This is a genomic window from Sulfuritalea sp. (assembly GCF_017302275.1).
Lineage (GTDB): Bacteria > Pseudomonadota > Gammaproteobacteria > Burkholderiales > Rhodocyclaceae > Sulfuritalea.
On sequence record NZ_JAFLDR010000009.1, the window covers coordinates 26534 to 45391 of the forward strand.

At 65.3% G+C, this 18858-nt stretch carries 14 protein-coding genes; 6 read left to right on the top strand and 8 right to left on the bottom strand.

Annotation, left to right across the window (positions count from 1 at the left end; all coding sequences use genetic code 11):
- Positions 1-33: 33 nt before the first annotated feature.
- The gene (locus J0M27_RS06775) at positions 34-1323 is read right to left on the bottom strand and encodes an ATP-binding protein (RefSeq protein WP_294988943.1); all 1290 of its coding nucleotides are present in this window, start codon (positions 1321-1323) and stop codon (positions 34-36) included.
- A gap of 192 nt (positions 1324-1515) precedes the next feature.
- On the opposite strand from J0M27_RS06775, the gene J0M27_RS06780 reads away from it, so the two are divergent.
- Positions 1516-2151, top strand: coding sequence for a Fic family protein (locus J0M27_RS06780; protein WP_294988946.1), 636 nt, complete (start codon positions 1516-1518; stop codon positions 2149-2151).
- On the opposite strand, the gene J0M27_RS06785 is transcribed toward J0M27_RS06780, so the two are convergent.
- Positions 2105-3193 (bottom strand): alkane 1-monooxygenase, encoded by a 1089-nt coding sequence (locus J0M27_RS06785; protein WP_294988949.1) that lies wholly within the window; start codon positions 3191-3193, stop codon positions 2105-2107. The genes J0M27_RS06780 and J0M27_RS06785 overlap by 47 nt on opposite strands.
- Before the next feature lie 60 nt (positions 3194-3253).
- A complete protein-coding gene (locus J0M27_RS06790) occupies positions 3254-3820 on the bottom strand; it encodes a hypothetical protein (RefSeq protein WP_294988952.1) in 567 nt (188 codons plus the stop codon).
- Positions 3821-3951: 131 nt separating this feature from the next.
- On the opposite strand from J0M27_RS06790, the gene J0M27_RS06795 reads away from it, so the two are divergent.
- Entirely contained in the window at positions 3952-5178 is a 1227-nt protein-coding gene (locus tag J0M27_RS06795; protein WP_294988955.1) for an MFS transporter, read from the top strand.
- Here the strand turns inward: J0M27_RS06795 and J0M27_RS06800 are convergent.
- The 3 genes from J0M27_RS06800 to J0M27_RS06810 form a co-directional block, all read right to left on the bottom strand.
- Positions 5165-6700, bottom strand: coding sequence for an AMP-binding protein (locus J0M27_RS06800; RefSeq protein WP_294988958.1), 1536 nt, complete (start codon positions 6698-6700; stop codon positions 5165-5167). The genes J0M27_RS06795 and J0M27_RS06800 overlap by 14 nt on opposite strands.
- 70 nt (positions 6701-6770) lie before the next feature.
- Positions 6771-9128 carry an adenylate/guanylate cyclase domain-containing protein gene (locus J0M27_RS06805; protein ID WP_294988961.1) on the bottom strand — a complete coding sequence of 786 codons (2358 nt, stop codon included), beginning with the start codon at positions 9126-9128 and terminating at the stop codon, positions 6771-6773.
- 98 nt (positions 9129-9226) lie between these two features.
- Positions 9227-9802: a DNA-3-methyladenine glycosylase I gene (locus J0M27_RS06810; protein ID WP_294988965.1), complete on the bottom strand. Its 576-nt coding sequence runs from the start codon at positions 9800-9802 to the stop codon at positions 9227-9229.
- A 199-nt stretch (positions 9803-10001) separates the two neighbouring features.
- Here J0M27_RS06810 and J0M27_RS06815 point away from each other — a divergent pair, with 199 nt between their 5' ends.
- The 3 genes from J0M27_RS06815 to J0M27_RS06825 all read left to right on the top strand — a co-directional run bounded on the left by J0M27_RS06815 (position 10002) and on the right by J0M27_RS06825 (position 13695).
- Positions 10002-10733 carry a response regulator transcription factor gene (locus J0M27_RS06815; RefSeq protein ID WP_294988968.1) on the top strand — a complete coding sequence of 244 codons (732 nt, stop codon included), beginning with the start codon at positions 10002-10004 and terminating at the stop codon, positions 10731-10733.
- Positions 10734-10763: 30 nt separating this feature from the next.
- Positions 10764-11474, top strand: a complete 711-nt coding sequence (locus J0M27_RS06820) for a transglutaminase-like cysteine peptidase (RefSeq protein ID WP_294988971.1) — start codon at positions 10764-10766, stop codon at positions 11472-11474.
- A gap of 268 nt (positions 11475-11742) precedes the next feature.
- Positions 11743-13695: an EAL domain-containing protein gene (locus tag J0M27_RS06825; RefSeq protein WP_294988974.1), complete on the top strand. Its 1953-nt coding sequence runs from the start codon at positions 11743-11745 to the stop codon at positions 13693-13695.
- Positions 13696-13867: 172 nt separating this feature from the next.
- Here the strand turns inward: J0M27_RS06825 and J0M27_RS06830 are convergent, their stop codons facing one another.
- Positions 13868-16558, bottom strand: a complete 2691-nt coding sequence (locus J0M27_RS06830; RefSeq protein ID WP_294988977.1) for a GNAT family N-acetyltransferase — start codon at positions 16556-16558, stop codon at positions 13868-13870.
- 93 nt (positions 16559-16651) lie between these two features.
- Positions 16652-17992: an adenylate/guanylate cyclase domain-containing protein gene (locus J0M27_RS06835; protein WP_294988979.1), complete on the bottom strand. Its 1341-nt coding sequence runs from the start codon at positions 17990-17992 to the stop codon at positions 16652-16654.
- A 287-nt stretch (positions 17993-18279) separates the two neighbouring features.
- Between J0M27_RS06835 and J0M27_RS06840 the strand changes: the two genes are divergently transcribed.
- Positions 18280-18810 (top strand): class I SAM-dependent methyltransferase, encoded by a 531-nt coding sequence (locus J0M27_RS06840; protein ID WP_294988983.1) that lies wholly within the window; start codon positions 18280-18282, stop codon positions 18808-18810.
- The last annotated feature ends 48 nt before the right edge of the window (positions 18811-18858 follow it).

An 18858-nucleotide genomic window follows, 5' to 3' on the forward strand; every position in this document is an offset into this window, starting at 1 on the left:
TCCATTCTTGCCTGTCTGCAACTTTTGGACGAGTCAGGCGGGCGTTTCAAGCAACTTCACCGGAAACAGCATCGTAAACGTCGTTCCACTGCCAAGTTCGGTTTCGGCGAAAACCGCGCCATGATGGCTTTGGGCAATGCCATAAACCGCCGCCAGCCCCATGCCGGTGCCTTTCCCTTCATCCTTTGTTGTAAAGAAGGGCTCGAACAGGTGTTTGAAAACTTCCGGTTCGATGCCGGTGCCGGTATCCGCCACGGATACGCTGGCGTATGTTCCAGTCGCACATGTCAATCCGTGTTTGCGGCGATACTCTTTGTTAACGTCCACGGTCTTTGTAGTAAAAGTCAGTGCGCCGCCGTTTTTCATTGCGTCGCGTGCGTTGAGCCCCAGGTTCAGTAGCGCACTTTTGATCTGATCGACGCCACCGTCGAACACGGGAAGCTGCGCATCGGCAACATGCGAAATGGCGATGCTGTGCTTTACCGCACTCGAGAGCAGGGGAATGAGTTCCTGGATCAGCGTGTTGAGGTTCACAGGCCTGACAGGGAATTTCTTTTTGCGTGAAAAGGCCAGAAGCTGCGAAGTAAGTTCTGCCGCGGTTGCAGCGGCCTTCTCCACATTGAGAGCCCATTCGATCAGTGGCGAATCTGGTTCGAGCTTTTTGACGAGGAGAGCACTGTAACCAAGAATGATGTTGAGGTAATTGTTGAAGTCGTGCGCAATGCTGCCGGCCAGATGGCCGATCGCTTCCATTTTCCTGGCCTGCGTGAGGAACTCGTTGACTTTTTCAAGCTCGCGGGTACGTGCTTCCACCCGTTGTTCGAGTTCGTTCTGCAGCAGCATGAGTGACGCCTCCGCTTTTTTGCGCACGTCGATTTCATTACGGAGGTCCGCTGCGAGTCTTCCGAAATACCCCAGCAGAAGTGCAACACCGATGTGCACCAGGATACTGATGATCGCTTCCGGTGGATATGACCTGGTAAATTCAGGAGCGAGAATGAGAAATGCCGTGGATGTCCATAGATGGTTCAACGCCACCAAGGCGAGGCCGGCAACCGCACCGTTTCTCCACGCGATATAGCTGACGAATACTATCCCGAAGGTCGGAAGCGCCGAAGAGCGGACGAAGTGAAGCGCGACAAAAAGCAGGACAAAGTAGACAAGCGAAAACAAAAGGATGACGCCGGCAAGAACAAGGGTCTGTTGTCGGGGCATGTTCTTGCTCTCGGAAGGGTCTGGTGGATCCGGCGCCTCGGATGCGGATTGATCACGGTTTTTGCCAGAATCCATTGTTTGCTGTCCCTGCTGTCCGTTCGATTTCATGACAGAATAACCCCACTAAGGCTACGGCTTCAAGCCGAAGATCATCGTGACCCGGGTCGGCCAATTGATCTTCGACTGTCTCAAATGCGTTGCGGTGGCTTGTATCCCGGCGCCCCGGAGAAGGGCACGCGCACCGCAGGCGCTGAGTATCGCCTTTGCCGGGATGTATGTGCAGGGCGCCTCCACCCGCAAGTGACGGACATCCTGGTGAAACTTCCGGGACCAGCGGTGTGGATCTCCCAGCCCCGGGTTAGTTGCGGCGCCGAACAACTCGATGCCGGCCTGTCCGTCAGGCGCAACCGACCGCTGGATGAAACCCCGTATGTCTTTCTCGGTGCGCGCGACGAGCGTGTGCGTGCAGGTGGCGCCTGGTCGATTGCGCGGTGGGGGTGGCGGTCGGCATCTCGCGGGCCGGTCATCGCCGCGTGCCATGAGCAACTGGCGGAGCATGGCGGTGCGGCCGATCTCGGCGACACGGCCCTGCTGGACTCTGCGCTGGCACGTCCCGAAAATTCCGCCGCCCATGGCAAACCCGATGTCGCGTTGCTCGCTGCCGCGCATGGGTTCGGCCTCGTTCGCAAACATCCCAAATTGGACGGCAACAAGCGTGCCGCGCTGATTGCGACCGAACTGCTTCTCGCGCTCAACGGTTCCGATCTTGTTGTCGATAATGCCGAATGCGTGCTTGTCGTTGTCGCTCTTGCCGCGGGCGAACTCGCGGGGGGGGGAATTCCCTGCGTGGCTTCGCGCCCACGTCGAGCCGCGCCAGCCGAAAGCCTGGTCAGCGCGTTTCGGCGGCCTTCCACGCCGCCACCCGTGGGTCCATGAAGCGCCGCCACAGCGGCGGCAGTAGCGCCAGCAGCACCAGCGAGGCATAGCCGGTTGGCAGTTGCGGCGCTTCGTCGTGGTGGCGCAGAATCTGGTAGCGGCGCGCGGCGAAGGCGTGGTGGTCGGAGTGGCGCTGCAGGTTGAGCAGCGCGAGGTTGGACAGGTGGTGGCTGTCGTTCCACGAATGGCGCGGCGTCACCCGCTCGTAGCTGCCGTCGGGGCGTTGGCGGCGCAGCAGGCCGTAGTGCTCGATGTAGTTCACCAGTTCCAGCAGCACGATGGCGACGAAGGCCTGCAGGGCGAAGAAGCCAAGCCCCGCGGCACCCAGCCACGCCGTCATTCCTGCCGCGAACAGCAGCGTCAGCCCGTGCCACAGGTACATTTCATTGCGCCAGTGCCAGGCCGGCAGGCCGCGCGCGCGCAGGCGTTCGCCGGCCAGCTGCCAGGCGCGCAGCGGATTGACCAGCAGTGAGCGCAGCAGGAAGGCATAGGCCGACTGGCCCAAACGCGCCGTCGAGGTGTCGCGCGGCGTGGCGACATCGACATGGTGTCCGTAGACGTGCTCTACCTTGAAGCCGCCGTTGGCGACCAGCGCCAGCAGGATGCCACCGGCATTGCGCTCCAGCGCCGTCGGCTTGTGGATCAGCTCATGCGCGTAGGTAATGCCGATCGCGCCGCCGACGATGCCGACCGCCAGGCACAGGCCGAGTGCGCCCAGCGGGCTCTGTGCCGCCAGCGCGACCGCCGCGGGCGCGGCCCAGAGCAGCATCAGCGCGTGGGCCGGCAAGGCGGCCAGCGGCAACAGGCGGTAGCCCGTCGCGGCGGAAAGGGCGGCATCGCTTCCGGGCGGCGGATTGCGTGTGTCGATTCCGATCCAGGTGTCGATCAGCGGAAATGCCACGAACACCCAGAACGGCGTCAGCAGGTTCCCCAGGCCGGGCATCCCGCCGAGGTCGCCGAGCGCGTAGCCCAGCAGCGGCAGGCTGAGGAACTGCAGCAGGACCAGCCAGGCGACGCGGAGGTTGTAGGGGGTGCGTTCCATAGGGAGCAATGTAGCACCCCCGCCGAAGCGCTGCCGACCGTCGCCCTGCCTCGGGTTCGATCAGCCGCCGTGCCGATTGCCGCGGCCCTGCTGCCAACCCGCGTGGCGACCATTGTTGCCGTTGCTCGAAGTTGCCGCGTTGCCGCTTGCGGCGGCCGGGCGCCAGGCGGCCGGCCGCGCCTGCGCCGCATGGCGCCAGTCGGCGCGAGTTTCCCTGCGTTCTTCGGCATGCTGGCTCCAGCGGCTGTGCTGGCTGCCTTGCCAGTTGCCATGGCGGTTGTCCTGTTGCTGTCCGCGCCAGTGGTCGCGACGGTCCTGGTGGCGGTCGCGCAAGTCGCGCCGCAGTTCGGCGCGGTCGCGGCCGATCTCGCGCAGATCCTGGTGGATCTCCATGCGCTCGCGGTGCATCGCGCCGTAGTCGCCGGCCGCGCGGGCGCGGGCGTAGTCGGCGCGGTCCTCGGCCAGTTCGCGGTAGTCGGCGCGCAGTTCGCGCCTGTCCTGGCGGATCTCGCGGCTGTCACTGCGCCATTCGCGGCCATCGTCGTTGGCGTGGGCGGGCGCGGCGATGGCGCCGAGTGCAAACAGGGCACTGGCGATCAGGCTAAGTTGCAGTGTTCTTGCCTTCATGGTGGTCTCCTCGGTTGTCGGGCGGCGCCCCTGCGCCGCCCATGGGACGCAAGATAGGCAGCCCGGTAGCGGCCGTCTGTTACCGAGTGTCAGTGGATATTTCAGCCATGGATATCGGTTAGCATCGGCCTATGTCCCCCACTACCACTTTCCGCGCCGATGCTGCGGTGATCGCGCTGGTCGGCGTGGCCCATGCCACTTCGCACCTGTTTCACCTTTTGTTACCTCCGCTGTTTCCGCTGCTGATGCCCGATTTCGGATTTGGCTACACCGAGGCGGGCTTCCTGATGACGGTGTTCTTCGCCATCTCCGGCGTCGGCCAGGCGCTCGCCGGCATCGTCGTCGACCGTTACGGCGCGCGCCGGGTGCTGATGGCTGGAGTCAGCCTGCTGGCGATTTCCGGCCTGGCGCTGGCGGCGGCGACCAGCTACGCGATGCTGGTGCTGGCGGTGGCGTTGGCCGGCTTGGGCAACGCGGTGTTCCATCCGGCCGACTTCTCGCTCCTGAACAAGAAGGTCTCGCCGGCGCGTCTGGGCCATGCCTTTTCCGTGCACGGCCTGTCGGGCAACCTGGGCTGGGCGCTGGGCGCGGCGGTTTCCGGCACGGCACTGGCGGGGGCCGGCTGGCGCGGTGCGGGCATTGCCGCGGCCATGGTGGCGCTGGCCTCGGTGATGGCCTTGCTGTTCGCGCGGCCTCTGCTCGACGACGAGCGGCCAAGAGTCGGCGCCGGCACAACGGCGCAGGGACCGGTTTTCGGCTTCCTCAGAGTGCCGGCGATCTGGCTCGCGTTCATGTTCTTCCTCTTGATCACCGCGGCCTTTGGCGGCCTGCAGAGTTTTTCGGTACCGGTGCTGGGCGGCATTTACGGGATTTCCGCCGCGGTCGCCGTGGCCGCACTCACCGGCTACCTGCTGGGATCGGCGGCCGGCATGGTGGTCGGCGGCTTCGTCGCGGTCAAGGTTCATGCCCACGATCGCGCCGTGGGCGGTGCATTGATCGGCGCCGCCGTGTTCGCCTCGGTGCTGGCCAGCGGCCTGCCGCCGGCATGGAGCGTGCTGCCGCTGATGGTCGGCGTCGGCGTCGGCGTGGGCCTCGCCGGCCCCTCGCGCGACATGCTGGTGCGCCGCGTCGCCACCGAATCGCTGCCCGGCGGCAAGGAATCGCCCGCCTTCGGCCGCGTCTATGGCTTCGTCTATTCCGGGCTCGATGTCGGCCTGGCACTCGGGCCGCTGGCCTTCGGCATGCTGCTCGACGCCGGCGGCCGTGACGGCGTGTTGCCCGGCGTCGCCCTGCTGCAGGTGCTGGCGGTGCTGACGGTGCTGGCCATGGGGCGGCGGGTAGCCGTCAGATCTTCGTAGCCCTTCCCGTCCAGTATGGCTCGCGCATTTCGCGCTTGAGGGTCTTGCCGGCGGCGTTGCGCGGGAAGGCGTCGAGGATGATGACTTCGCGTACGCGCTGGTAGCGCGCGGCGACACGTTCGTTGATCCAGTCGCGCAGTTCGTCGGCGCCGGCCGCGCCGCCCGGCTTCAGCACCACCGCGGCAACCGGGGTTTCACCCCAGGTGTCGTGCGGCACTCCGAACACGGCGACCTCGGCGATGGCCGGGTGGCGGCTGGCGATGTCTTCGATGTCGCGCGGATAGACCTTGACCCCGCCGGAATCGATCATGTCCTTCTTGCGATCGACCAGGTAGAGGTAGCCTTCCTCGTCCAGGTGGCCGATGTCGCCGCTGTAGATCCAGCCGCCGCGCAGGGTCTCGGCGGTCAGTTCCTGTTTGCGCCAGTAGCCCTGCATGACGAAGGGGCCGCGGCCGACGATTTCGCCCGGCTGGCCGGGCGGCAGGTCGCGGCCGCCGTCATCGACGATGCGCACCGCGCTGAAAGGCGGCGGGCAGCCGACTGAGCCGGACTTCCGGACTGCATCGGTCTTGTCGAGGATGGTGACGAAACCTTCGGTGAGCCCATAAAGCTCGTGGAAGCGGTCGGGCAGCAGGGCGTTCAACTGGTCCTTGCGCGCCTGCGGCAGCGGCGCGCCGAGCGAGAGGATCATTTGCAGCGAGGCGAGCTGGCGCGGGTCGAAGGCGGGCGAATCGAGCAGGGCGATGATCTGCGCCGGCACCACCATGACGTGGGTGACCTGTTCGGCGGCGATGGTGGCCAGCATCGCGGCCGCGTCGAACTGGCGGTGCAGGATGTAGGTGGCGCCGAGGTGGAAGGCCGGCATCAGCGTGACGAAGGCGCCGTTGAAGACGATGGCGCCGGTGTGCAGCACCACCGATTCCGGCGTCATGCGCCAGGCGGCGCCCAGCAGTAGCGCGTACATGGCGCGCACGCGGTGGCTGTGCATGATGCCCTTGGGCAGGCCGGTGGTGCCCGAGGTGTACATGATGTTGAACAGGTCGTCGGCGCCCACGCCCGCATCGGGCGGCGGGCCGTCGGGCGCGGCGGCGGCCAGCGCCGTGTAGCTGCCCCAGGGCGGCAGGTCGGCGTCGGTCAGCAGCACGCGGCCGGGTTCGAGCGTCGCCAACTCGGGTAGCACCTGTTCGACCACCGGCAGCAGGCTGCTGCCGGTGACGAGGCAGGTGGCGCCGGCGTCGTTGATCAGGCTGGCCAGGCCGCTGCCCGTCAGCAGGGGCGACAGAGGTACGGCCACCGCGCCGATGCGGGCGCAGGCCCAGTAAAGGTCGAGCTGTTCCAGACAATTGGGCAGCAGCGAGGCGACGCGGTCGCCCTTGCCGACGCCGAGCGCGCGGAACATGTGGGCGACGCGGTCCGCGCGCGCGTGGTACTGCCGGTAGTCGAGGCGCCGGTCCTCGAACACCACCGCCGTGGCCTGCGGCCGGTAGCGGGCATGGTGTGCGAGCAAGGACGAGAGTTCCACGATCGGCTCCTTCTGTTGATCCCGGCGCGGGGCACTCCGGCGGCATGAGGAGGACCGCGCCGCGCGCCAGCTATTTGTTGGGCATGGTCCATACGCCGTCCCATGCGGCGGGGGGTGGCGTGCTGCCGTAGATTCGGCAACGTTCGAAATAGATCTTCGACGGTCCGTCATTCGGATTGGCCGCGAGGGCGACGCTGAAGCAGTGTTCGGCGCCGCCCCAGTCGCGCTGGCGATAGCGCAGCAGGCCTTCGCTGAAGGCGGCAAGCGCCTCCTCGCGATGGGGAAAGCTGTCTTCCGAGTGGTGGCCCAGCGCTTCGTAGATGGCCACCGGCTTGTCCCGCCCACGCACGCGGATCAGGTCGATTTCGCGGGCGGCGGCATGATCGCGGACCGCCGTCCAGGTGGCATCGCAAAACAGGATCGAGGTGCCGTAGAACTTGTTGGCGCTTTCCAGGCGTTCGGCAAGGTTGACCCGGTCGCCGACCACGGTGTATTCCATGCGCTTGAGCGAGCCGATGTTGCCGGCAACGACGTGGCCGGTGCTGATGCCGACGCCGATGCGGATGGCTTCGTCGCCGCGCTCGGCGCGGCGCCGGTTGAGGTGGTGCAGCGCGGTCAGCATCTTGTTGCCCACCATCACCGCGTTGCTGGCGTCCTCGTCGCTTTGCAGCACCGAGCCGAACACGGCCATGATCATGTCGCCGATGTATTTGTCGAGCACGCCGTTGTGGGCGAAGACGATGTCCACCATGTCGGTGAAATACTCGTTGAGCAGCGCCACGGTCTCCTTCGCGCCGAGGCGCTCCGAGATCGAGGTGAAGCCGCGAATGTCGGAGAACAGCACGCTGACGTCGCGCCCGGTGCCGCCGAGTTCCACCTCGCCGCTCGCCAGCAGTTGGTCCACCACCGACTTGCTCATGTAGCGCGACATGGTGTTGCGCAGGCGCTTTTCGCGAGTGATGTCCTCCATCATCAGCATGTAGCCGATCGGCTCGTCGCGCAGGCTGTTCAGTTGCACCGTGACCAGGTTGACCGAGATGGTCTCGCCGCCTTCGATGAACAGGTCGGTATCGACGGTGATGTCGGTAGCTCCGGTCGCCCGCACCTTGTCCAGGCTCTTTGCCACCCAGCTGTTGCGACCGTAGAAGATGTCATCGAGCCCGTGGCTGATCAGTTCCCCGTCAGCGCGGCGCAGGATGCGCCGGGCTGACTCGTTGACCTTGCGCAGGGTACCGCCCGCATCGAGCGTCAGCACGGCGTTGTTCATGCTGTGCAGGATGGCTTCGTTGTAGTTGCGCTCGGCGGTGATTTCCTCGAACAACTGCGCGTTCTCGATGGCGACCGCCGCCTGCGCCGAGAACGCGCGCAGGCGCCGCTCGTCGGAGCTGCCGAAGGCGCCGCCCTTGCGGTTGAGGATCTGCATCACGCCGATCTTGCGCTCGGCCCGGGCGATGATGGGCATGCACAGCATGCTGTGGGTGCGGTAACCCGTGTGGCGGTCGAAATCGGGATTGAAGCGTGAATCCGAATAAGCATCGGCGATGTTGATCACCCGCCCTCTGCTGAAGCACTCTCCGGCAATGCCGGCATCGGCCGGGAAACGGATCTCCTCGCCGGCGATGCCGCCGGCGACGCGGGAGTAGAGCTCGTGCGTGTCCGCGTCGTAGAGGAACAGGGTGCCGCGGTCCGCCTCGAGCAGGGAGGTGGCCGCGGCCATGATCCTCGCCAGCAGCGGACCGAGGTGGATCTCGGCGACGATCGAGATGCTGACTTCCAGCAGCATGGCCTCCTCGCGCTGCTGCCGCTCGACCTTCTCGAACAAGCGCGCGTTCTCCAGTGCGGCGGACGCCTGCAGCGAGAGGCCTTCGAGCAGGCGCTTGTCTTCGCTGTCGAAATCGCCCGCCTGCTTGTTCAGCACCTGGGTGATGCCGATCACCTCATGGTTCTTGTTGCGGATCGGCACGCATAGGATGTTGCGCGTGCGGTAGCCCGTGCGCCGGTCCACCTCCTGGTTGAAGCGGGGGTCGGCATAGGCGTCGGCAATGATTTCGGCAGTGCCGCTGGTGAACACCGATCCGGCGACGCCGAGATGGCAGGGGAAGCGGATTTCGCCGATGGCATCACCCTGCATTACGCGCGAGAACAATTCTCCGGTTTCGGCGTCGTGCAGGAACAGCGAACTGCGGTCGGCGTTGAGCGCCTCGGTCACGACCTCCATCAGGCGCGGAAAAAGCACGTCGAGCGAGAGGCTGTCGGATACCCGGTTGGCGATGTCGGCCAGCGCCGAGGTGCGGCGCAGCATTTCGGTAATGCGGAAAAACAACTCGGCCTTGCCGGCCTCGTCGAGTCCGTGCAGCAGTTTCTCGATATCCTCCTGATGCAGGCGGTGTTCGAGGATCTGGCGAATGGTTTCGAAGCCGATTTGCATGCGCGACCCGGGGCCAAGCCCGGTGAGCAGTGGATGCGGGCATTGTAACCACAATCGCCATGAGGCATTCCGCCGCCAGCGGCGGCAGGCCGCGGGAATCAGCCGCCGAGTTCGGCGTGGCGCCGACAAGACAACAGGTGGTCATTCACCATGCCGGTCGCCTGCATGTGGGCATATATCACGGTCGGACCGATGAAGCGGAAGCCGCGCCGCTTGAGTTCCTTCGACAGGGCTTCCGCTTGCGGGGTGATGGCGGGAACCTCCGCCATCTCCCGCCAGCGGTTGATGCGCGGCTGGCCATCGACGAAGGACCACAGCAACTGGTCGAGGGATCCGCCCTGTTCGTAGAGTTCCAGCGTCGCGCGTGCGTTGTCGATGCTGGCGGCTATCTTCAGCCGGTTCCTGACGATGCCGGCATCGCCCAGCAGGCGGGCGACATCCTTTTCACCGTAACGCGCGATCTTGGCCGGATCGAAGCCATGGTAGGCGCGTCGGTAGTTTTCGCGCTTCCTGAGGATGGTGATCCAGGACAAACCGGCCTGTGCGCCTTCGAGGATGAGGAACTCGAACAGCGCGCGTTCGTCATGGCAGGGTACGCCCCACTCGGTATCGTGATAGGCGGTGTAGAGCGGGTCGCTGCCGCACCATGGGCAGCGGGTCGGGGTGCTGGGCATCGCATTCCTAGGTCGTTCGCGGCCGGACTCGCCGCGCTGCTACGTAGTAACCGCAGTTTGCCGCGCAAAACACGGATAAACAAGCTGCTGCGCGTTTGGGACCATAATTGCCCAGATCAATCGACCTTTTCCCGACGCAATCGCTGCATGCCACGGCAGGCTGCGCGGGGAGGAAGGCCGCCACCGGAATCCGCACGGTATGACATCCAGGACGCGAACCTCGCCTCGGCATCTTTTCCTCGCGCCTGCCGCGCGGGCGCTGCCGCGCTGGCTGGAAGCCTTCCCCGGGGCCATTGTCGCGGCACCGGAGCGACTGCCGCGAGCGCTGCCGGACGACACATTGGTCTGGCTGCACCTCGATCCCGCGGTACCGGCCTCGGACCAGATTGCCGCACTGCGCGCCAAGGCGAACAATGTCGCGGTGATCGCACTGGCGAACCGTCCGCAGGATGAAGAGGGCCTCGCCCTGTTCTCGGCGGGATGTCGCGGCTACTGTAATGCCCACGCCACGGCCGGCAACCTGCGCCGCATCGCCGGCGTGGTACGCGCGGGCGGGCTGTGGATCGGTGCGGAACTGATGCGACGCCTGCTGGTGGCGACGCAGGCCGCGTTGTCGCGCTCGGCGACGCCAACCGCGGATGGGGACGATCGCGACTCCCTCCTCGCTCTTCTCACCCATCGCGAGCGGCAGGTCGCGGAGTGCATCACGCAGGGTTGCAGCAACAAGGAAGTGGCTCGCCAGCTGGCGATCACCGAGCGCACCGTCAAGGCCCATGTCGGCTCGGTCCTTGAGAAGTGCCAAGCGCGCGACCGGCTGCACCTTGTCCTGCTGCTGAACGGGCATCGGTCGGCACCCCCCGATTTGACGGGTGACACGGCGGTGAAGGCCGTAGCGGTCCCTGGTCGTGCACGCCCTCAGCCGCGAACCTGAACGGGCCACCCGTACCGTTCGCCCGTCCGCATGAGCCGTTTCGCGGCACGATCCTTCACCCCACTGCTGCGGCGGCCCCGTTGGCGCAAGGCGTTGGCCTGGCTGCTGCCGTTGTTAGCCGTGTCGGCGGCGGCCTTCGACTTCGACCGTTTGCAGCAGTTGCTGGTCGTGCGCTTCGGCGTTGCCCAGGTAACGCTGCTGCGCGACTGGCAACAGGTGCTCGCCGAGGCGGCGGCGCCCAAGCTCAGCGAACGGCAGAAACTGACCCGCGTCAATGACTTCCTCAATCGACGCGTTGCGTTCGACGACGACCACGCGATCTGGGCGCAAAGCGACTACTGGGCGACGCCTTTGGAAACCATCGGCCAGGGGCGCGCCGACTGCGAGGATTACGCGATCATCAAATACTATTCGCTGAAGGACGCCGGAATCTCCCAGAACAAGCTGCGCCTGGTCTATGTCAAGGCCAGGATCGACGGTTCCGGCGGTCCGCAACTGCAGGCGCATATGGTTCTTGCATACTATCCGACGCCCGATGCCGAGCCGCTGGTGCTGGACAACCTGGTTCCGGATATCCGTATGGCATCGCAGCGCAAGGACCTGTATCCGGTTTTCAGCTTCAACAGCGAGGCGATCTGGAGCGGTGTCGCCGGCAACGCCACCAAGGGGCGCGGCGGCACCGGGCAACTCTCGCGCTGGCAGGACCTGCTCAACAGGGCGCGCAGCGAGGGTTTCGAATGAACATGGATCAGCAGGAAGGCAAACGTGAAACAACGGGTTCTGAGCGGCTGCTGATAGCCGAGCGAAGCCGGCTGAAAAGTAGCGTCCCCGCGCGGAGCGAGGCGGGAATTCGCGACGCATGCGTCGCGCCGCCGCGGCCCGCTGGCTGTGCGAAGCCAGCTGCGGGCCGCGCAGCGGATGGGAGGGCGGGTCTTCAATCCGCCTTTCGCGTGTTTCATCCTCGGCGCGCGGGTCTCGCTGCAATGAATGTTAGGAAAGGAAGTTCGTCATGTCGATGTACCGCCAACTCTGGTTAGCCATTGTTCTCAGCATGCTGCTGGCGCTGGGCGGCAGCCTGTTCGCCACGCTGCTGTCCGCGCGCGCCTACCTGGAACAGCAACTGAGCATGAAGAATGCCGACAATGCCGCGGCGCTGGCCCTGTCGCTGAGCCAGCAGGCACCCGATGCGGTCACGCTCGAGCTCACGGTGGCTGCGCTTTTCGACAGCGGCCACTACGAGTACATTCGGATACTTGATCCGAACGGCAGGATCATGGTCGACCGGGTGGCGGCCACTGGCGACGCCGGTGCCCCGGAGTGGTTCGTGCGCCGCCTGCCGATCGCCGACGAGCCCGGCGTCGCGCAGATCACCAATGGCTGGAAGCAACTGGGAAGCGTGTCTTTGCTGAGCCACAGCCGGTTTGCCTATCAGGCGCTGTGGACCAGCACGCAGGAGATGGTCGCGGCACTGGCGCTGGCCAGCTTCATCGGCGGCTACCTCGGCAGCCTGATCCTGCGCCGCCTGCGGCGGCCCCTGCAGGCGGTGATCGACCAGGCGGTGGCGATCACCAACCGGCGCTTCGTCACCATCCCGGAACCAAAGGTGCCCGAACTGCGCAAACTGGCTAGCGCCATGAATGCCACCGTGCTGCGCCTCAAGTCGATGTTCGAGGAGGAGGCCGCGCGGCTGGAGGCCGTGCGCCGTGAGGCCAATTTCGATCCGCTGACCGGACTCGCGAATCGTGACTTCTTCATCGCCCAGTTGCGATCGTCGGTGCAGGGCGAGGACTCCACCGGTGGTACGCTGTTCCTGATCCGCGTCGCCGACCTGGTCGGCATCAACAAGCGGCTGGGCCGCGCCGCGACCGACGACCTGCTGCGGCGCGTGGCCGAGACAATCGGCGCCCCACAGGGACTTCCGTCGGTCGCCGGCGGTACGGCGCAGGTCGATGCGCTGGCGGCGCGCATGAACGGCGCCGACTTCGCGCTGCTGCTGCCCGGCCGGCAGGCCGGCCGCGAGGTCGCCGAGGCGCTGCTCGAGTCGCTGGTGGCGTCTATGGAAGCCTATGTCGATGGCGGACCCTCGGCCTATATCGGCATGGGGACCTTCAAGCAGGGGACCGGTCTGCGCGTGCTGTTGTCACAGGTCGATGCCGCGTTGATTGCGACGGAAGCCGAGGGACTGAATGCGGTGCGCGAAGCCGTGGTGGCGACCGATGACGAAATGCCGACCGATGGTGCAGAGTGGGGTCGCATCATCGAACAGGCGCTTGAGCAGCGCTGGTTGCGCCTGGTGTCCTTCCCGGTGGTCGATATGGAGGGCGGGCTGCTGCACGTGGAGTGCCCGCTGCGCCTCAAGTTCGATGCCGACGGCGACTGGCAACCGGCCGGGAGCTTCCTGCCGATCGCGCAGCGCCTCGGCTTGGCGCCGCAACTCGATTTCGCCGCACTGGAACTGGCGCTCGAATCGCTCGAAGGCCAGGATGTGCCGACCGGCCTGGCCATCAACCTCGCGGCGAGTTCGATTGCCGGGGCGAATTTCCGGCGCAAGCTCGACATGTTGCTGCATCGCCATCGCAAGGTCGCCAGCCGACTCTGGGTCGAAGTCGCCGAGACCGGCGTGCTGAAGCACGTCGACGCCTTCCACGAACTTTGCACCCTACTCCGGAGCCACGGTTGCCGGGTCGGTGTGGAACACTTCGGCCGCCAGTTCAGCCAGATCGGGCAATTGCACGACCTTGGCCTCGAATACATCAAGGTCGATGCCAGCTTCATCCGCCACCTCGACACCAATCCGGGCAACCAGGCCTTCCTCAAGGGCGTCAGTTCCATCGCCCATTCGATCGGGACGCTGGTGATCGCCGAAGGGGTGGCGAACGAAGCCGAATTTGCGGCCCTCGGCGGCCTCGGCTTCGACGGAGCGACTGGCCCCTGGGTGAAACTGGCGGACGCGCCGGTGTAACGTCGAGGTTCGCGCTTTCTTAACTTGAAACAATTCGCTCGGAGTGAGTGGTACTAGTTGAGCGAAGCGAACTGTTTGGTAGCCCCGCCCTGGGGCGGGAACGGGGGTGGGGGGCCTTGAATTTGCCGTTCGCGTGTTTCACTTCCGAGGGTGGCCCTGGGTGTCATGAGCGCTAGTTCAGGACCAGCACGCCGCGCTTGAGGCCGTGGTCCTCGGGGTGCGCCGAGAGCACGAATCCGAGGCTGGCGACGAAGGCCAGCATGCGCGTGTTCTCGGCGAGGAAATCGCCATGCATGTAGCGCAGGCCGCTGCTGCGCGCGGTGTCGATCAGCGTGCCCATCAGGCGCCGCGCGAGGCCCTTGCCCTGCCAGTCGTCGGCAACGACGATCGCGAACTCGCAGGATTCGCCGTCGGGACTGGTGGCGTAGCGCACCACCCCGATTTCCTTTTCGGCGCCGTTGTCGTCGACCGTGGCGACATAGGCCATCTCGCGGTCGTAGTCGATCTGGGTCAGCCGCACCAGTTGCGCCTGCGACACTTCGCGTATGGTGTTCATGAAGCGCATGTAACGCGATTCTGCGGACAGCGCCTTGACGAACTCGTGTTCCATGCGGATGTCCTCGGGCCGGATCGGGCGAATCGTGACCTGGGTTCCATCCTTGGCCTGGAAGCCGCCCTTCAGGTGAGAGGGATAGGGATGGATCGCCATGTGGTCATAGCGGCCGGCAGTGATCGGCGTGTTCTCGATGGTGATCCGCGCGTCCACGGCGACCGCCCCGTGCTCGTCGACGATCAGCGGGTTGATATCCATGTGGCCGATCCACGGCAGTTCGCAGACCATCGCCGAAACGCTGAGGAGAATCGCCTCTATGGCCTCCATGTTGACCGGCGGCATGTTGCGGAATTTGCCAAGCCGGGCTGTGGTCCGCGTCGACGCCAGCATGTCGGCCACCAGCACCGGGTTGAGTGGTGGCAGCGCGACGGCACGGTCGCTGTAGTTGGCTTCCACGCTGGTTCCGCCGGGCCCGAAGACGATGGTGGGGCCGAATATCTTGTCGCGCATCATGCCGACCATCAGTTCGCGGCCGTTGGGTTTCTGGATCATCGGTTCGATGGCGATGCCGTTGATATGCGCATCCGGACGGACCTTCTTCACTTCGTCCATGATTTCCAGCCAGCCATCGCGCACCGCGGCGAGGCTGTTCAGGTTCAGGCGAACGCCGCCGGAATCGCTCTTGTGGGCAATTTCGGGTGAGTCGACCTTCATCACGACCGGCAGTCCGAGTTCTTCCGCCAGAACCATGGCCTCGGAGGCGGAGCGGGCGACCACGGTTTGCGCGATGGGGATCCTGAAGGCGGACAGGATGGCCTTCGATTCCATTTCGCTGAGCACCTTGCGCCCTTCCATCAGCGCGGTCTCGATCACCAGGCGCGCCGATTCGAGGCGCGGTGGAGCTTGTTCGGAGATCGAGGCCGGGGTTTGCACCAGCAACTGCCGGTTGCGGTAGTAGTTGGAGACGTGCGAGAACAGGTCGACCGCCGGCTCGGGGGTGCGGAATGTAGGAATGCCCGCGCCCTGGAACAGTTTTCGCGCTTCGCTCACCTGTTCCTCTCCCATCCAGCAGGTCACCAGGGGCTTGTCGCTGTGGCGCGCGATCTCGATCACGGTGCGCGCCGCCTGGGTCGGATCGGTCATTGCCTGCGGCGTAAGAATGGCGAGCACGCCATCGATGTTGTCGTCGTCGATGCAGGCCTGCAGCGCCACGCCATAGCGCGCCGGATCGGCGTCGCCGAGGATGTCGAGCGGATTGGACTTCGACCAGTTCGGTGGCAGCAGTTCGTTCAGCCGGCTTTGCGTGGCGGTATCCAGCTGGGCCAGCGGGATGTCTATGTCTGCGGCATGGTCGGCCGCCATGACGCCGGGACCGCCGCCATTGGTAATGATCGCCAACCGCTTGCCGCGCGGACGAAAGTGCGAGAACAGGGCGGACGCGGCGGCGTACATCTGGCCGACGTTGGCCAGGCGGACCACGCCGGCACGGCGCAGCGCGGCGTCGAACACGTCGTCGGCGCCCACCAGCGCCCCGGTATGGGAGAGCGCGGCCTTTTCGCCGGCCGGATGCTTGCCGACCTTGATCAGTAGCACCGGCTTGCAACGTGCTGCCGCGCGCAAGGCGCTCATGAAGCGCCGGGCGTTCTTGATGCCTTCGATGTAAAGGAAGATGTTCTCGGTGCGCGGATCGGAGACCATGAAGTCGAGCACTTCGCCGAAGTCGATGTCGCTTTCCGCGCCGAGCGAGACGACGCTGGAAAAGCCGATCTTGTTCGGCAGCGCCCAGTCGAGGATCGCGGTGCATAAGGCGCCCGACTGCGAAATGAGGCCGATCGTGCCGGCATGGGCGAAGCCATGGCCGAAGGTCAGGTTGAGCTGGTTGCCGGGGCGCATCATGCCGAGGCAGTTGGGGCCAAGCAGGCGCATGCCATGGCGCCGCGCGTTCTCCAGCGCCGCGCGTTCCAGCGCCGCACCGCGCGGACCGGCCTCGGCGAAGCCGCCGGAAATCACGATCGCGTTCTTGCAGCCGGCGCGGCCGCAGGCGTCGACGATGTCGGGGACGGTGGCGGCCTGGGTGCAGATCACGGCGACATCGAGGCGTTGCGCGATGGTGTCGACCGAGGCGTAGCTCTGCTGGCCGAACACCGTTTCGTGCCTGGGATTGACGAAATACAGCTTGCCCTTGTAGCCCGAATCCAGCATGTTGCGGACCAGGGTGACGCCTATCGAGTTCGGCGTTTCCGAGGCGCCGATGATGGCGATCGACTGCGGTTCGAAGAGGGTGTGCAGGTAGTGACGTTCGTTATGCATGGCAACGCTCCACAGCCGCGGGGTGGCGTGTTCTCAATGGGTTGGTGCGGTGCAGCATAACACCTTCCCACCGCGGATAACCGAGGAAATCCCCTACAAACGCCTTGTCGCTTCCGCCCGGCTGTTTTTGTGGTGGCCGTAGTGCCGGTCGGCGCTGAGAATGTGGTTTACCAGCCACCCGGAAAGGAAGCGCTTGATGCGGAATCCGAGATAGACACGATCTTCGTCGCCGCGCAGGATTTCGCTGCGCAATTCGTCGAAATACTCGAAGAATCGCCGATGCTGTCTATTGTGCAGGTCAATGAAGGGGTACTCCTCGCCTTTCATCATCCCTTCCTCGATGTCGAAGACCAGGATGGCGGATGACTCGATCTGCGCCAGCAGTGGCGTCGCCAGTTCCAGCGCACCGACGTTGATCGCGCGCGCCAGGGCGTTCATGTCGGCGAGCAGGGCCTTATGCGCCGTATCGACGGTTTCCGGTCCGAGCGAATAGTTTTCGTGCCACAGCGGCGGGCTGTCGCCGCGCACGCCATTGGTGACGCGGGCCAGCGGGCTGCAACGTTCGAGGTAGACATGGGCGGCGGTATCGTTGGGAACCGCCGCGACGTAGTCGACCAGACGCTTCCCGGCACTGACTTCGTCGTCGATGTGGTAGTAGGCAAGTGCTTCCTCGAAGCGCTTCCATGTCTGACGCTTGGCATCCGCGAGCATGGGCGGATCGCCGTCGAAGACTTCATACACCGATTGCGCGCCCTGCTTGCCGCGTACGTGGGTGCGGTCGAGGAAGCGGATCGACCATTCCCGCGGCTGGTCAAGGCAGTAAAGAGTGTTTTCGCTGATCAGCAGCGAGACGCGGTATTCCTTGGTCAGGCGCTCCAGTCGCGCAGCGAGGTTGACCGCGTCGCCGATCACCGTGCCGTCCATGCGCGCGGCGCCGCCGATGGTGCCCAGCATGACGATGCCGGTGTTGATGCCGATGCCGATCTTGATCGGGCGATAGCCGGCGCGTGCGCGGCCGTCGTTGTACTCGTCGAGCCGCTTCAGCATCGCCAGGCCGCAGCGCAGCGCCGCGTCGGGCGAATCGGGAAACAGCGCCATGATCGCGTCGCCGACGTACTTGTCGATGAAGCCTCCGTGGGCGGTGATCACCGGTTCCATCTGAACCAGGTAGGAGTTCAGGAAGTTGAAATTTTCCTGTGGGCTCATCGTTTCCGAGAGCGAGGTGAAATCGCGGATGTCGGCGAAGAGGATCGTCATCTTGCGCTCGACTTGCTGACCGAGTTCGACCTTGCGGATGTCCTCGATGCCCAGCAGGTTGAGGAACTGGCGCGGAACGAAGCGGCTGTAGGCCTCAGTGATCGTGCTCAGCCGCTCGCGCAGGGCATCGGGATGATCCTGAGCATTGCCAAATTGGGGTTTCAGCTTTAAGGGCATGCGGATTCGGGCACCGGCAGCGTTTCGAAACTTCGTTTCAACATAAAATGATACCCGACATGAGGAAGATATGAACCCTCCCCGCCGTTGGGCCGCGCCCCGAAGGAAGTTCCCTTGGGGGACCCCAAGGGGGCGCAGCCAACCCATGGAGCCGCGCAGCGGCCAATCACAGCCACTCCCTGCCTTGGGGCGAAGGCAGGGTTTCGCGGAGCACGGCTCCGCGCAGCCGCAGCAGGCCGGCTATGCAGAGCCGGCCGTGGGGTCGGGGTTTCGGGGGAGGTAGTCCGGTGAGCGACGCACCTTCGGCCTGGATTCGACGCTTCCTGCCCATGGTCGCGGCCGGTGGCACCGTCCTCGACCTCGCCTGCGGCCGTGGTCGTCACGCCTTGCTGCTGGCGGAACGCGGCCATCGTGTCGTGGCGGTGGACCGCGACGCCGCCGCGCTCGCCGAAATCGCGGCGAAGGCGCCGGATGTGGAATCGGTGCAGGCCGACCTCGAAAGCGGGCCCTGGCCCTTCGCCGGGCGGCGCTTCGCCGGCATCGTGGTGACGAACTACCTGCATCGGCCCCTGCTGCCGCGACTGATCGACTCGCTGACCGAGGGTGGCGTGCTGCTGTACGAAACTTTCATGGTCGGCAACGCTCGATTCGGCAAGCCGTCCAGCCCCGAATTCCTGCTGCATCGCGACGAGTTGCTCAATGTGGTGCGCGGCAAACTGAGCGTGGCGGCCTTCGAGCAGGGTGAGGTCGTGACGCCGCGGCCGGCGGTGGTGCAACGGCTTTGCGCGGTGCGCGGCGAGCCTGCGCTGCCGCCGTAGTCGCAGATCATCGCTGCCGGCAGCCGTCCATCTCCCGCTGTTGCCCGT

Coding starts and splice junctions, on each gene's coding strand:
- J0M27_RS06775 (WP_294988943.1), bottom strand. CDS start 1,323: ATGAAATCGAACGGACAGCAGGGACAGCAAACAATGGATTCTGGCAAA.
- J0M27_RS06785 (WP_294988949.1), bottom strand. CDS start 3,193: ATGGAACGCACCCCCTACAACCTCCGCGTCGCCTGGCTGGTCCTGCTG.
- J0M27_RS06790 (WP_294988952.1), bottom strand. CDS start 3,820: ATGAAGGCAAGAACACTGCAACTTAGCCTGATCGCCAGTGCCCTGTTT.
- J0M27_RS06795 (WP_294988955.1), top strand. CDS start 3,952: ATGTCCCCCACTACCACTTTCCGCGCCGATGCTGCGGTGATCGCGCTG.
- J0M27_RS06805 (WP_294988961.1), bottom strand. CDS start 9,128: ATGCAAATCGGCTTCGAAACCATTCGCCAGATCCTCGAACACCGCCTG.
- J0M27_RS06810 (WP_294988965.1), bottom strand. CDS start 9,802: ATGCCCAGCACCCCGACCCGCTGCCCATGGTGCGGCAGCGACCCGCTC.
- J0M27_RS06815 (WP_294988968.1), top strand. CDS start 10,002: ATGACATCCAGGACGCGAACCTCGCCTCGGCATCTTTTCCTCGCGCCT.
- J0M27_RS06820 (WP_294988971.1), top strand. CDS start 10,764: ATGAGCCGTTTCGCGGCACGATCCTTCACCCCACTGCTGCGGCGGCCC.
- J0M27_RS06825 (WP_294988974.1), top strand. CDS start 11,743: ATGTCGATGTACCGCCAACTCTGGTTAGCCATTGTTCTCAGCATGCTG.
- J0M27_RS06830 (WP_294988977.1), bottom strand. CDS start 16,558: ATGCATAACGAACGTCACTACCTGCACACCCTCTTCGAACCGCAGTCG.
- J0M27_RS06835 (WP_294988979.1), bottom strand. CDS start 17,992: ATGCCCTTAAAGCTGAAACCCCAATTTGGCAATGCTCAGGATCATCCC.